The sequence below is a fragment of the Sphingorhabdus sp. genome, assembly GCF_044357595.1.
In the GTDB taxonomy this organism is placed as follows: domain Bacteria; phylum Pseudomonadota; class Alphaproteobacteria; order Sphingomonadales; family Sphingomonadaceae; genus Sphingorhabdus_B.
Genome location: NZ_JBIKPH010000071.1, coordinates 1 through 12451 on the forward strand (window position 1 = coordinate 1; position 12451 = coordinate 12451).

Annotated in this window: 12 protein-coding genes; 4 read left to right on the top strand and 8 right to left on the bottom strand. The window is 55.0% G+C overall.

What is annotated here, in order from left to right; genetic code table 11:
• From ACIQ2T_RS08250 to glmM, 4 genes are all read right to left on the bottom strand, one after another.
• On the bottom strand, nt 1–655 hold a 655-nt coding region (locus ACIQ2T_RS08250), incomplete at its 3' end, for a DNA-methyltransferase (RefSeq protein WP_397590394.1).
• Between the two features lie 212 nt (nt 656–867).
• Complete coding sequence (locus ACIQ2T_RS08255) at nt 868–1449, bottom strand: ribonuclease HII (RefSeq protein ID WP_397590405.1); 582 nt, start codon at nt 1447–1449, stop codon at nt 868–870.
• Complete coding sequence (gene thiD / locus ACIQ2T_RS08260) at nt 1446–2588, bottom strand: bifunctional hydroxymethylpyrimidine kinase/phosphomethylpyrimidine kinase (protein ID WP_397590395.1); 1143 nt, start codon at nt 2586–2588, stop codon at nt 1446–1448. Before thiD ends, ACIQ2T_RS08255 begins: the two co-directional genes overlap by 4 nt.
• Nucleotides 2588–3928, bottom strand: coding sequence for a phosphoglucosamine mutase (gene glmM, locus ACIQ2T_RS08265; protein ID WP_397590396.1), 1341 nt, complete (start codon nt 3926–3928; stop codon nt 2588–2590). The genes thiD and glmM overlap by 1 nt, the downstream gene beginning before the upstream one ends.
• Nucleotides 3929–4024: 96 nt before the next feature.
• Between glmM and ACIQ2T_RS08270 the strand changes: the two genes are divergently transcribed.
• Both ACIQ2T_RS08270 and ACIQ2T_RS08275 read left to right on the top strand, forming a co-directional pair.
• A complete protein-coding gene (locus ACIQ2T_RS08270; RefSeq protein WP_397590397.1) occupies nt 4025–5269 on the top strand; it encodes a dicarboxylate/amino acid:cation symporter in 1245 nt (414 codons plus the stop codon).
• Entirely contained in the window at nt 5256–6251 is a 996-nt protein-coding gene (locus tag ACIQ2T_RS08275; RefSeq protein WP_397590398.1) for an aldo/keto reductase, read from the top strand. The genes ACIQ2T_RS08270 and ACIQ2T_RS08275 overlap by 14 nt, the downstream gene beginning before the upstream one ends.
• Here the strand turns inward: ACIQ2T_RS08275 and ACIQ2T_RS08280 are convergent.
• The 4 genes from ACIQ2T_RS08280 to ACIQ2T_RS08295 are packed head-to-tail and all read right to left on the bottom strand — an operon-like array spanning nt 6248 to nt 10961.
• On the bottom strand, nt 6248–6640 hold the full coding sequence (locus ACIQ2T_RS08280) for an NnrU family protein (protein ID WP_397590399.1): 393 nt from the start codon (nt 6638–6640) through the stop codon (nt 6248–6250). The two genes, ACIQ2T_RS08275 and ACIQ2T_RS08280, sit on opposite strands and share 4 nt — an antisense overlap.
• Before the next feature lie 48 nt (nt 6641–6688).
• A complete protein-coding gene (locus ACIQ2T_RS08285; RefSeq protein ID WP_397590400.1) occupies nt 6689–7981 on the bottom strand; it encodes an amidohydrolase family protein in 1293 nt (430 codons plus the stop codon).
• Nucleotides 7978–9381, bottom strand: coding sequence for an amidohydrolase (locus ACIQ2T_RS08290; protein ID WP_397590401.1), 1404 nt, complete (start codon nt 9379–9381; stop codon nt 7978–7980). The genes ACIQ2T_RS08285 and ACIQ2T_RS08290 overlap by 4 nt, the downstream gene beginning before the upstream one ends.
• Nucleotides 9382–9431: 50 nt before the next feature.
• A complete protein-coding gene (locus ACIQ2T_RS08295) occupies nt 9432–10961 on the bottom strand; it encodes a peptide MFS transporter (RefSeq protein WP_397590402.1) in 1530 nt (509 codons plus the stop codon).
• Nucleotides 10962–11093: 132 nt separating this feature from the next.
• On the opposite strand from ACIQ2T_RS08295, the gene ACIQ2T_RS08300 reads away from it, so the two are divergent.
• Nucleotides 11094–11663, top strand: a complete 570-nt coding sequence (locus ACIQ2T_RS08300; RefSeq protein ID WP_397590403.1) for a nitroreductase — start codon at nt 11094–11096, stop codon at nt 11661–11663.
• Nucleotides 11664–11720: 57 nt separating this feature from the next.
• Nucleotides 11721–12062 (top strand): GntR family transcriptional regulator, encoded by a 342-nt coding sequence (locus tag ACIQ2T_RS08305; RefSeq protein WP_397590404.1) that lies wholly within the window; start codon nt 11721–11723, stop codon nt 12060–12062.
• The last annotated feature ends 389 nt before the right edge of the window (nt 12063–12451 follow it).

Consider the following 12451-nt stretch of genomic DNA (forward strand, 5'->3'; position numbering starts at 1 on the left):
GCAATATGCGATACAGCAATGCCTCAGGCTTTTGCGTGGGGTGCGCCTTCACGCCATTGCGCTTCAACCGCTCCTGTCCGCCACAAATGGGGATAAGCCAATCGGACCGCATCTGCAGCTCGTCATTGAGCGTCTTCATCGCGCGATAGTTGAACGTATATTTCGACTTTTCGCTCTTTGACGCCCAAATCAAGGTTTCATGCGCGTTGGTGAAGCGGGTGCCTTTGAAATTTGGCATCGGGTTGGACTTGCGCCAGACGATATCGTTGAGGATCCAATATCCAGCATCTTGCACAGCCGTGCCCACGCGGAAAATATTGTGGTAACTGCCAATGACCCAAAGCGAGCCATTTGGTTTTAAAATGCGGCGCGCTTCGGCCAGCCACGCGCGCGTGAATTTGTCATAGATGGCAAAGCTTGCAAACTTGTCCCAGTCATCGTCAACAGCGCTGACTTTGCTATTGTCGGGGCGCAACAAGTCGCCTCCAAGCTGCAGATTATATGGCGGATCGGCAAAGACCATATCGATCGAGCAATCCGGCAATGAGCGCATGGCCTCAATACAGTCCATCCGCAGTATTTGATTGCGTGGCAGTTCAGGTGCCGGTGCCAGCATTGCTTTTGTTGCTGGTCTAATTTTCTCAATAACACCCATTGCCTGCTCCTTCTGGCGCTTACCAGACCGCGATGATTCAGCGCGGGCTCTGGGTCAAGGGCGTTGATCGCAAGGGAACCGTAGCGATGTTCCGCAAAAAGCCATCATCTAGGCGGAACGAAACGAGTCCGGCACAAGATGTGGAGTCTGGCGAATCTTTGGAGACTCAACACCTAGTGGTGTTGCCCGAAGGACTCACTGGCCAAATAAAATTATAGCAAAACCATTTGAGACACTGGCGCGAAGCTTTTCCGGTGCAAAGGCGTCGGCCCATGCGCCCGAAGCGCTGCAAGATGGTCTGGCGTGCCATAGCCTTTATTCTTTTCCCAACCATATTGCACATGCTGCTGTGCCGCAAAACACATCATCCGGTCACGATGTTCTTTGGCAATGATGGACGCCGCTGAAATACACGGCTCAATGGCGTCGCCGCCAACAATGGCCCTCGCATTCCAACGCCATTCGGGGCGGCGGCCAGCGGGTGTCATATTGCCGTCCACAAGCACCTCAAGGGGATCGCAGCCAAGCTTCGCGCACAAAGCATCGACGGCTAAAGTCATAGCCAGCATCGTCGCGCCAAATATGTTCAGGCGGTCAATCTCCTCAACATCAACCACCCCAACGGCCCATTGGCAGCGGCGCTTAATCGTTGCTTCAAGTTCGGCACGGCGCGCAGCCGTGAGTTTCTTGCTGTCATCCAGGCCGGAGGGACGCGGTTTGCAGAGCAGCACCGCCGCCGCAACTACAGGGCCTGCCAGCGGCCCACGCCCTGCCTCGTCCACACCGACGATCACATCCGCCACGCTGGATAGCGGCGGTTTTCGCCTGCACTGTATAGGCAAACCATATTCCCGGCGGGATCAAGCAACTTCGCTTCGCGCCAGCCCCAGATCTCATCTTGCGGCATCTGTTCGAAGGCATAGCCTTGACTGGATAGCTCCGTGACCCAAGCATCGAGCCGCTTGCTTTCGAAATACACCACAGTTGATGTCGCAATATCGTCGCTTTGGTGGATGGAGAAAGTCACCCCATTGGGCACTTCAAACCGCGCATAACCATTGCTCGGGCTGTCGACGATCTGTTGAAGCCCAAGCGTCTTGTAGAAATCCACCGACGCAGCATAATCACGACACCCCAAAGTGACGTGATTGAGCGACGGGCCTGCGACCATTGCGTCCTCACGCACTGATTGGTGCCCCATTGGGCTATGCCCTTGTCCAAGACCCGGCGCATCACGCAGGGCAAGCCGCACGAATAGACGTGCGCGTGCGATTGCGGGCACAAGCTCCATCCCCTGCCCCAAGCCAGTTGCGATAGCGGAAGCCAGCGTGCACCCTGTACCATGCGTGCTGCGCGTTTGGATCCGTTGGTTACTCCAGCTTTCACTTTGACCCGGCGCGAGGTGGAGTTCGTCCATGATGTTATCGCCATCGGCATGCCCGCCCTTAATCAGCGACGGAACGCGCCGCGCAAGCAAAGCATCTTTGCCACCCAACGCCTGCAGCTCAGGCAAATTGGGCGTAGTCAGAGTTGCAAGCCCCATAAGCCTTTCAAACGCGGCGATGGTATCCGCATCCGCCAGCACAGCGCCGCTGGTCGAGATCATGACAGGATCGAATATGATTGGGCAAGACAGTTCCGACAGACTGTCCGCCACCGCATGCGCAGTCTCGGCATTGCCAATCATACCGATTTTGACTGCGTCCACGCCAATGTCGCCGACGACGGCGCTGATCTGATCAATGACCATTTGCGTGGGGATCATATGCACCGCATCGACCCCAAGCGTATTCTGCGCGGTAATCGCGGTGACCGCCGTCATTGCATGACCACCAAGCATGGTGACGGTTTTAATGTCTGCTTGAATTCCTGCCCCGCCGCCGCTGTCGGAGCCAGCGACAATCAAAATGCGAGCGGGCGCGCATTTGGCCATCAGGATGCAGCGGCCCTGACAGCGTCACATATGCTGTCAACAATCCGCTCGACCTGAACGGCATCGTCACCTTCTGCCATCACGCGAATAACGGGTTCTGTTCCCGATGGACGAATAACCAAGCGGCCATTGCCAGCCAGCTCCGCTTCCGCCTTTGCGATCACCGTCTGGACGTTCGCATTGTCGAGCGGCTTGCCACCTGAAAAGCGCACATTTTTTAGCAATTGGGGAACGGGATCAAACAGGTGTAGTACCTCGCTTGCCGGCTTTCCGCTGGCGACGAGCTGGGTAAGAACCTGCAGCGCAGCGATCGTGCCATCGCCTGTCGTGGCGTGGTCCAGCATGATCATATGGCCTGATTGCTCACCGCCCAGATTGATACCGTGCTTGCGCATTTCTTCAAGGACATAGCGGTCGCCAACTTTCGCGCGGATGAGGCGTAAATCCTGGCTCTCAAGATAGCGTTCAAGGCCAAGGTTGGACATCACTGTCGCGACGATCCCGCCACCAGTAAGTTTGCCGCTGCGGCTCATTGCGCAGCCAAGCAGCGCCATGATCTGGTCGCCATCGACCACGCGGCCATGTTCGTCCACAACGATAAGCCTGTCTGCATCGCCATCAAGAGCGATACCAATATCCGCGCCAGCAGCCACCACGGTTTCCTGCAGCGTTGCGATATGCGTAGATCCGACCTTGTCGTTGATATTCTTGCCATTTGGTTCGATGCCAATCGGCGTCACTTTCGCGCCAAGCTCCCAAATCGCGGTCGGCGCTACTTGGTAAGCGGCCCCGTTGGCGCAATCTAGCACCACATGCAGTCCGTCAAACCGGATATGTTCAGGCACCGAAGCTTTTACCGCGTGAATATAACGCCCACGGCTATCCTCAATACGGCGGGCACGACCGACGTCAGCCGCATCAGCCAGAGCAACTGGCACATCAAGCAAAGCCTCAATCGCCAATTCATCGGCATCCGACAATTTGAACCCATCAGGCCCGAATAGCTTGATACCATTATCTTCGTAGGGATTGTGGCTGGCGGAAATCATGACGCCCAAATCTGCGCGCATCGACCGAGTCAGCAAGGCCACGGCAGGCGTCGGGATCGGGCCAAACTGAACCACATCCATACCGACGCTGGTAAAGCCCGCCACCAACGCATTCTCGATCATATAACCCGACAGGCGCGTGTCCTTGCCAATGACAACGCGGTGCCTATGCCCCCCGCGCAGAAAATGTGTGCCCGCTGCTTGGCCAACTTTCATTGCCATTTCCGGCGTCATAGAGCCGACATTGCTCCGTCCCCTGATGCCGTCGGTCCCGAAATATTTGCGCGCCATTTTTGTTCCTGCTGTTTTGCGCGTCCATATTGATTTTTTCGCGCTGCTTAGCCTCTCCCTTGCATAGGGAGCGAGTGGCTGGCAAGACCCGTCGCTATGTCAAACGCTACTCGTATTGTTCTCGCGCTCTTCATCGGTCTTGCCCTTGGAGTTATCGCCGCCGCGCAAGCCCCCGTCATTGGAGTGCAAATTGCCTATTGGCTCGACATTGTCGGCTCTCTTTGGCTCAACGGCCTTCGCATGACGATCGTTCCTCTCGTCGTAGCATTGCTCGTGACCGGCATTGTAAAAAGCGCGGAAGCAGCGCGCGCGGGGCCGATAGCGGCACGCACCGTATTTTGGGTAGTGTGCCTGATGGTTATCTCAGCCGTCTTGGGCGCGGTGCTTACACCTGCGTTGCTATCCCTATGGCCCATGCCAACGGAGAGCGCGGCAGCGCTGCGCGCGGCACTCACAACGGTTCCTGCTGCCGCAGAACAGCCGCCATTACGTGATTTTATCGTCGCGTTGGTTCCCACCAATCCCATATCTTCGGCGGCAAATGATTCGATCCTGCCGCTTTTAATCTTCACGCTGGTTTTTGCATTTGCAGTGACCCGCCTTGCGCAAGGGCCACGCGCACAAATGGCTGGGTTTTTTAGCGCTCTTGCCGACGCGATGGTCATTGTGATCGAGTGGGTGCTGAAACTTGCACCCATTGGTGTATTCGCTCTGGCCTTTGTTGTCGGGGCCAGATCAGGGCTCGCTGCCTTAGGGGCCGTTGCGCATTATATCGTCACAGTTTCTATTGTCGGCATCATTGTGGGTGCTTTCGCATATCCGATAGCTGTTTTCGCCGGCAAGGTACGTCTCGGTGAATTCGTCAGGCAAATCGCGCCGGTGCAGGCATTCGCGGTGTCGACCCAATCGTCGCTCGCAAGCCTACCGCTGATGCTGAAAAAGGCAGAAGTACTTGGTGTTCGCGAATCTACTGCAGGTCTGGTTTTGCCTATGGCCGTTGCTTTGCTGCGTGTGACCGGACCAGCCATGAACTTGGCCGTAGCGCTATATGTTGCAAACTGGTTCGGGGTTGAGCTCGACGCATTCGACTATGGCTTTGCAATCTTCATTGCCGCGCTAACGTCGATGGGTGCCGTAAGCCTGCCCGGCTCGGTCAGCTTCGTCACTTCAATTGCGCCCATTTGCTTGGCGCTTGGCATCCCGATTGAACCACTGGCGTTGTTAATTGCCGTTGAGACGCTACCTGATATTTTCCGCACCACCGGCAATGTGCAGATGGACGTCGCACTTGCTACCGTCATCGACGCCCCCGAAAAGGAAAAAGCTAATGCACTATCGTGAACTCGGCCACGGACTAAAAGTATCGGCTATCGGCGTCGGCTGCATGCCGATGGTCCAAGACGGTAATATCACTTATGGTAAAAATGCTGACCCCGATGAGGCTATTAAGACCATCCACCGCGCCATCGACCTTGGCATCAATTTTTTCGATACGGCACAAATCTACGGACCGTTCCAAAATGAGGAACTTGTCGGCCAAGCCATCAAGGGCAAACGCGAAGGACTGATCATTGCCAGCAAATTCGGTTTCAAATTTGACGGCGCCAACATCGTCGGCGTGGACGGTTCATCCGCAAATGCAAAGTCAGCGGTTGAAGGCATATTGAAGCGATTGGGCATCGACTGCCTCGACCTATGTTACCAACACCGCGTTGACCCGAGCATCCCTATTGAAGAGACGGTTGGCGCGATGGCCGACCTCATAACCGAAGGCAAAATCAAACATATTGGTCTGTCCGAAGCTGGCGCGGAAACATTGCGCCGTGCCGCTGCCGTGGCGCCGATTTCGGCGTTGCAGAGCGAATATTCGCTGTGGGAACGCGATATTGAGGAAGAGATCCTCCCGACTTGTCGTGCACTTGGTATCGGCTTTGTCCCTTACTCGCCACTTGGTCGTGGGTTTTTGACCGGCGCATTCCGGAACCTGGACGAACTTCCGGAGAATGACTGGCGGCGGCAGGACCCACGTTTTCAGGATCATAACTTTGCGACCAACCTCACGATCGTTGACGTCGTAGGCGAAATCGCAGCCAAGCATGAAGCATCCCACGCGCAAGTCGCGCTGGCCTGGATATTGGCGCAAGGCAACGACATTGTTCCGATACCCGGTTTCAAGCGGCGGGTCACGATGGAAGATAGTGCAAAGGCAATCGACGTTAAGCTCGACGCCGATGACCTCGCCACACTTCACTTAGCCGCTCCACGCGGCGGAACATCCGGGCCGCGTTATGGCGAGCGGGGTATGAAAATGGTCCGGCTTTAAACGCCGATCCACCGAAAGAGACCCGCTCCAACAACGCCCCAGACAGTGTGCGCCCATGTCGCGACAGCCCAAAGCAATAGACCTGCAATCCATGGTCCGGCCCCGACGCTTAACAGCGCCGCGGGGTGGGCTATGAATTGCGTGCGGCGGATCCAAGCTGCCCACTGACCACCCAACATTGCGCGCTTTTTCATCTCCTGTGCCTTGGGCGCACGACCAAATTCGAGGACCATCCAAACAAATGTCACAAGCGACACAGCGGAGTAGACGAGCATGAAGCCGTTTGGCCCAAAGCGTTGCACAAGAGGTGCGCGCAATGGGTGCGACATGAGGAAATGTGTTCCGACAAACAAAAGGCTAGCGGAAGTGAGAGCTAGATAACTGATCATAACCGATACCACCGCTTCCCAATATTGCCCTTAAAACATTTCAACTCATCAGCGGTCATACGCCTTTGGTAAATCGCCTTCAGTTGGCCGCGCATAACGATCACGGAGGCGATTCTGACGATTGGTAAGCGGTTGTTCCACCCCGTCGATAAACACCGTTGTGGCCGCGCTGGACAGCTCCAGCGGGTCGCCGTCCCAAATGACGACGTCTGCGGCTTTACCGGCTTTCAAGCTCCCGAAACGGTCGCCAACGCCCATCATATCTGCTGGAACCGAACTAATTGCGGCAAATGCCTCATCCCAAGTCAGCCCCGTTGCGCCGGGTACAAATTGCAGACTAACGATATTGCCAGCATATTGCGTGGTGTAGCGCAGCTGGTGGGAGTCGCGGTCATTGATCATGCCAATCGCAACCTGAACGCCCGCGTCCTTCATACGTCCAATATTGCTCTGCGTTGCACCGAGCATTTCGAACGTTACAGGCAAATCATTGAGCGCCGATGCAATAACCGGGACCCCAGCCTGCACTAATTGGGGAGCAATCCGCCAACCTTCGCTCGCGCCGACAAAAACCATCTTTACCGAAGGAAAATCACGTTTCAACTCGATCAAGCGCAGCATGTCATTTGCGCCCTCAACGTGGATCAACAAACGCGTTTCACCACGAAGCACATTCAGTAGCGCCTTTGCGTCTTCAGCCTTCAACAGCTCATCATCGAAATTACCACGGCCAGCGGCATAATCCTGCGCCTCACGCAGCATGGCGCGGAAATGCAGATGCGCTCCCGCGCGGCTTCCGCCCGAGAGCGCGGCCCCGTCCTCACCAAATTCTGCAAATTGGAAGGCGCGTGCCTTTGTCACTGGGCTTGAGTCAGCGCCCAAATCAGCAATCGCGCCCTGCCCTGCAAAAATGCTCTCTGCAGCCTCAGGTGCGACCACGGCACGGGTAACACCAGCAGCGCGGTTAACGGCAAATGGCGAACGGAACGGATCAATGGCGGGTGCGACGTCGATCGCCGCGGAAAACCCGCTTTTGCCGCCGCTTTTGTCGTTGGTGCCCTTAACGGCGTCGACTTCAGACAGACCGAGCCGCGTAAAGCCTGCAAAAACACCCGGGGTCACCCACTTGCCCTTTGCATCTATCCGGCGGGCATCTGCTGGCACAGCGACGCTTGCACCTGCGGCAATAACATTCCCGTCGCGGATGATAACTGTACCCCCGTCTATTGGCGCAGTGCCGTCACCGACGACGACGCGGCCACCCGTGATTGCAATTGTTTCGGCCACGGCGGGTGTAGCGAATGCTGCCAATGCAGCAGCGGCGTAGAGAAAATGCCTCATTTCACATCTCCTTCACCTGGTTGGCCTAGCTCGAAATCGCTAACCGGACGTATTTTGGGATTGCTTGCATCAAACATCAACGCGCCGTCGATCCATACCTTGTCGGGCCGCGCATAAACGCTCAGCGGGTTGCCGTTCCATAAAACCAGATCGGCCATTTTGCCGGGCTTTAAGCTTCCTGTTTTATCCGATATGCCTAAAGCCTTTGCGGGGTTGTAGGTCAGCCATTTGATGACCTCAGCATCACTGATGTTGATACCCATCCGGCGGCCGTCGGCTTGCGCCTTCGCTGCTTCTTGGTTCAAACGCTGAATCTGATTTTCATCGTCCGAATGGATAATGACACACGCCCCCGCATTTTGAAGAATGGCGGCATTTTCAGGGATTGCATCATAGGCCTCCATCTTGAAGCCCCACCAATCCGCCCATACTGCTGAACAAACCCCATTATCACGCAACAGGTCAGCAATCTTGTAGCTTTCCACCGCATGATGGAACGTCGAAACGGTGTAACCAAACTCCTTCGCCATATCGAGGACGAGCGCCATTTCGTCGGCGCGGTAGCAGTGGTTCTGGATCGAGATGTCACCATCCAATACGCCAGCAAGCGTTTCAAGCCCCAGATCGCGTGTATATTCTTTGCCGCTATCGCGCTTTTTTTTATACTCCTGCGCCTTGATCCATGTCTGCCGATTGACGGCGATATTGCCCATGCGCGTTGATGGCATCCGCCCCTTGCTGCCATAAACCCGCTTCGGATTTTCTCCACAGGCCATTTTCATACCATAAGGTGCGTCAGGGAACTTCATGCCCTGTACAGTACGGGCATAGACGTTTTTCAGGACTACTGACCGGCCACCCATAAGGTTCGCTGAACCCGGCAATATCTGCAACGCCGTCACGCCGCCATTGGCGAGCGCACGGCTGAAACCGGGGTCTTGTGGCCATACGCTGTGTTCGGCCCATACTTCGGGTGTCGTTGGCGAAGTGGCTTCGTTGCCATCGCTATGCGCCTCAACCGATGGAGTCGGATAGTCACCCAAATGGGAGTGAATATCAATGATGCCGGGCGTTACAAATTTGCCCGTCCCATCAATGACCATCACGCCTGCTGGAATGGCTGTTTCAGGTCCACCAACGCTGCTAATTTTGCCGGCGGTTATGAATACCACACCATTGTCGATCTTGCCGCCTTCGCCATCGTACACGGTGACATTACGAATGGCCGTGGCAACTCCTGGATAGGCTTTGTAGGTCGACGGGAACGGCACGGGTACCTTTTGCGCTGGCTTCGACACAGGTGCGGACGACGCTGTCTTTGGACCTTCGGCGTTGGAACACGCCACTAGGGCCAGTGGAAGCACAAGATAAGCACTGCGCCATGCGTTCGATATTGCCATAAATTAACTCCGATTTTTAGATTGAGCTCCAGCAGCAAAAGCTTCCCTGCTTAAGCTTGGCCTTCGACAGGGCCATCGTCACGCAAGGTGTCGAGGTGCATCAGTTTCTTGATCAAAGGCGAAATCACGACAACAGCGATACCAACGCCAATCGCAATCCAGCCTATCTGGCTGTACACAGCCATCACAACTTCACGTCCTGCGCCCTCTCCAGACGCAGCTTCCGAACCCGTAGCTGCTGAAATCAAACCGGCGGCAAAATTGCCAGTCGCCGATGCAAAAAACCATGTGCCCATAATCAGCGAAGCAAGGTGCACTGGTGCAAGGCGGTTCATTGCGCTCAGGCCCACAGGCGAAAGGCATAATTCGCCGGTCGTGTGGAACAGGTAAATCAGGAAGATGAACAATACGGGCACCATGCTATCGCCCGCAGCAGCGGAACCCGCCACCAAAACCAAAAAGCCAATGCCAAGCTGAACTATGCCTAAGCCGAACTTTGCTGGCGCCGAAGGTTCAAGCCCCTTGCGGCCCAGCGTTGTCCAAAGCCATGCAAACAGCGGGGCAAGTAAGACGATGTAAATCGCGTTCAACGATTGGAAAACAGATGCTGGCACGCCAGAGCGATCCACATGTCGGTCCGTGAACAGGTTCAACGACGAACCTGCTTGTTCAAACAATGCCCAGAACAGGATCGACCCGATGATGAGGAACATCGCTGCAAAAATGCGGTCTCGATCGTGCGGCTCAAGCTTCCGGACCGCTGTCCACAAAACATAACCCACCAATATCGCGCCCGCAACACCAAGCAGACTGCCGACCACCGCCTGATTTTGGACTAGCCACCAGCAGATAATAACTGCAACTAGGCCAACAAGATACAGCAACCACTCTAGTTTGATACCCATTACAGGCTTGTTGAGAGCTTCAGGGTTCGATGGTTCACCACGGCCCAGCAAAAGCGGCTTGAATATGATGAACACGATCAGGCCAAGCAACATACCAACGCCCGCAGCGCCGAAGCCGTAGGACCAGCCAAAGGTTTCGCCCAGATAACCGCAGAGCAGCGCCCCGAGTGCAGCGCCGAGGTTAATGCCCATATAGAAAATCGTGTACGCACCATCGCGGCGGACATCCGTGCGCGGATAAAGTTGACCAACGATTACGGAGATATTTGCCTTCAAAAAGCCCGAACCCACGATGATAAACGCCAAGGCGAGCCAAAAGATGTTCAGCGACGCCGCATCCTGTCCGCCAGAACCTTCAAATCCCATGAGGAAGTGACCAAAAGTTAGCAGAACAGCGCCATAGGTCACAGCCTTTCGCTGCCCAAGATACCGATCCGCGATATAACCGCCTAGAACAGGTGTGATGTAAACCAATGCCGTATACGCGCCGTATATGACCCCGGACTTTTCATCCGAAAACAACCAATGCTTCGTCAGATAGAAAATGAGCAGTGCGCGCATTCCGTAATAGGAAAACCGCTCCCACATTTCAGCAAAGAATAATACAAAAAGCCCCTTGGGATGGCCAAGGAATGTCCCTGCTGCATCTCCATCTTGCGCATATGATGTCGCCATCGAGCGAACCCCTCATCTCTGTTATGTTTGATGTCCCCTTGATGGGAACGGTTGCAGCGGAACCTACCTAAAAAACTGCGCCTGTGAAGAATTTTATTGCCGAAGGGGTCGAATTTCGTCGAAGGGAGCGGAATGTTCAACGATCTTTCTTCTGTAACCACCTATTTGGAAACCCGTCGCTCAGGCAAACCACGCGATATGGTTACCCCCGGCCCTGACGCGCCAACGCTCGACAGGATCTTACAAACCGCTATGCGCACACCCGATCATGGGAAGTTATTTCCATGGCGATTTGTCGAAATCACCGACCGCGAAGCTTTTGCCGAACTGCTTACAAAGGCCTTTTTTTCTGCCAATCTAGGTGCCCGGCCCGCGCAGTTAGAAGCAGCCATAGCGTCGGCGCACATGGCTCCAACGCTTGTGTTCCTTATGTCTTCACCGCAACCAAGCGCAAAAATCCCGCTTTGGGAACAACAATTGAGCGTTGGCGCAGTCGCCATGAACCTTATCCACGCGGCACATGCGCAAGGCTTTGTAGCAAGTTGGATTACAGGTTGGGCCAGTTACGATCCCACGGTTCGCGACAGCCTATGTCTAGACGAGGAGAAGATCGCGGGCATGTTCTTTATCGGAACCCCTGCGCTTGCGCTTGAAGAGCGTCCTCGGCCCATACCCGGAGACATTATCCGTCAGTGGCCCTGACTAACGGGATTTAGGCATGCTTGACGCGCCCTAGTGTATTATGGCAGTAAGCATGTAATGAAAAACGAAGTAAAGCCCGTCTACTTGAAATTGCGTGACGTGATTGCGGCTGCCATTCTTGATGGTAATTATAAAGAGGGTCAGATGCTCCCTTCCGTGCGCGCTTTCGCGGCAGATCAGGGTGCCAACCCCCTTACAGTCGCTAAAGCGTATCAATTGTTTCAAGACAGCGGCCTGGTAGACGTGAAGCGCGGCGTGGGCCTGTTTGTTGCCAGCGGCGCAACTGCGAAATTACGCAGCTTTGAACGAGAAAATTTCCTGCATCATATTTGGCCAGACGTGAAAGCGCAGATGCAGCGTGCAGGAATTGATCCGAGAGAATTGCTTGCGCTTAACTAACCCCTGCAATTAAGACTTAACTATACCGCTGAAGATAAAATTCCGAGAAGAATTAGCGCTATTCGTCTCCATCAAAGCAGCGACTACCTTATCCACACCAATGGCATCCGCGTTTCTGTGCATAATGTTGATGATTTACTCATTGTTGCAAACGGCAATGAAGTGATGATCCTGCCGCGTGGCAGTAGCCAAAAAGTACGCGATTTCGCAACAGACTAGGATCAGGACCTATTAAAGGGATTCCCACCGCGGTATTTTTGTAATTCAATGGCGACACTGAAGGAGGTGGTGCTGATGAGTGAGTTGTTGATGTTGAGCAGGGCGCAGATGCGCCGGATAGAGCCTTATTTCCCTTTGGCGCATGGGGTACCGAGGGTTGATGACCGGAG

Bases quoted from the DNA above. Each gene is read 5' to 3' on its own strand.
- ACIQ2T_RS08290 (WP_397590401.1), bottom strand. From the start codon at position 9,381: ATGGCAATATCGAACGCATGGCGCAGTGCTTATCTTGTGCTTCCACTG.
- ACIQ2T_RS08285 (WP_397590400.1), bottom strand. From the start codon at position 7,981: ATGAGGCATTTTCTCTACGCCGCTGCTGCATTGGCAGCATTCGCTACA.
- ACIQ2T_RS08300 (WP_397590403.1), top strand. From the start codon at position 11,094: ATGTTCAACGATCTTTCTTCTGTAACCACCTATTTGGAAACCCGTCGC.
- ACIQ2T_RS08275 (WP_397590398.1), top strand. From the start codon at position 5,256: ATGCACTATCGTGAACTCGGCCACGGACTAAAAGTATCGGCTATCGGC.
- ACIQ2T_RS08280 (WP_397590399.1), bottom strand. From the start codon at position 6,640: ATGATCAGTTATCTAGCTCTCACTTCCGCTAGCCTTTTGTTTGTCGGA.
- thiD (WP_397590395.1), bottom strand. From the start codon at position 2,588: ATGGCCAAATGCGCGCCCGCTCGCATTTTGATTGTCGCTGGCTCCGAC.
- glmM (WP_397590396.1), bottom strand. From the start codon at position 3,928: ATGGCGCGCAAATATTTCGGGACCGACGGCATCAGGGGACGGAGCAAT.
- ACIQ2T_RS08305 (WP_397590404.1), top strand. From the start codon at position 11,721: ATGAAAAACGAAGTAAAGCCCGTCTACTTGAAATTGCGTGACGTGATT.
- ACIQ2T_RS08295 (WP_397590402.1), bottom strand. From the start codon at position 10,961: ATGGCGACATCATATGCGCAAGATGGAGATGCAGCAGGGACATTCCTT.
- ACIQ2T_RS08270 (WP_397590397.1), top strand. From the start codon at position 4,025: ATGTCAAACGCTACTCGTATTGTTCTCGCGCTCTTCATCGGTCTTGCC.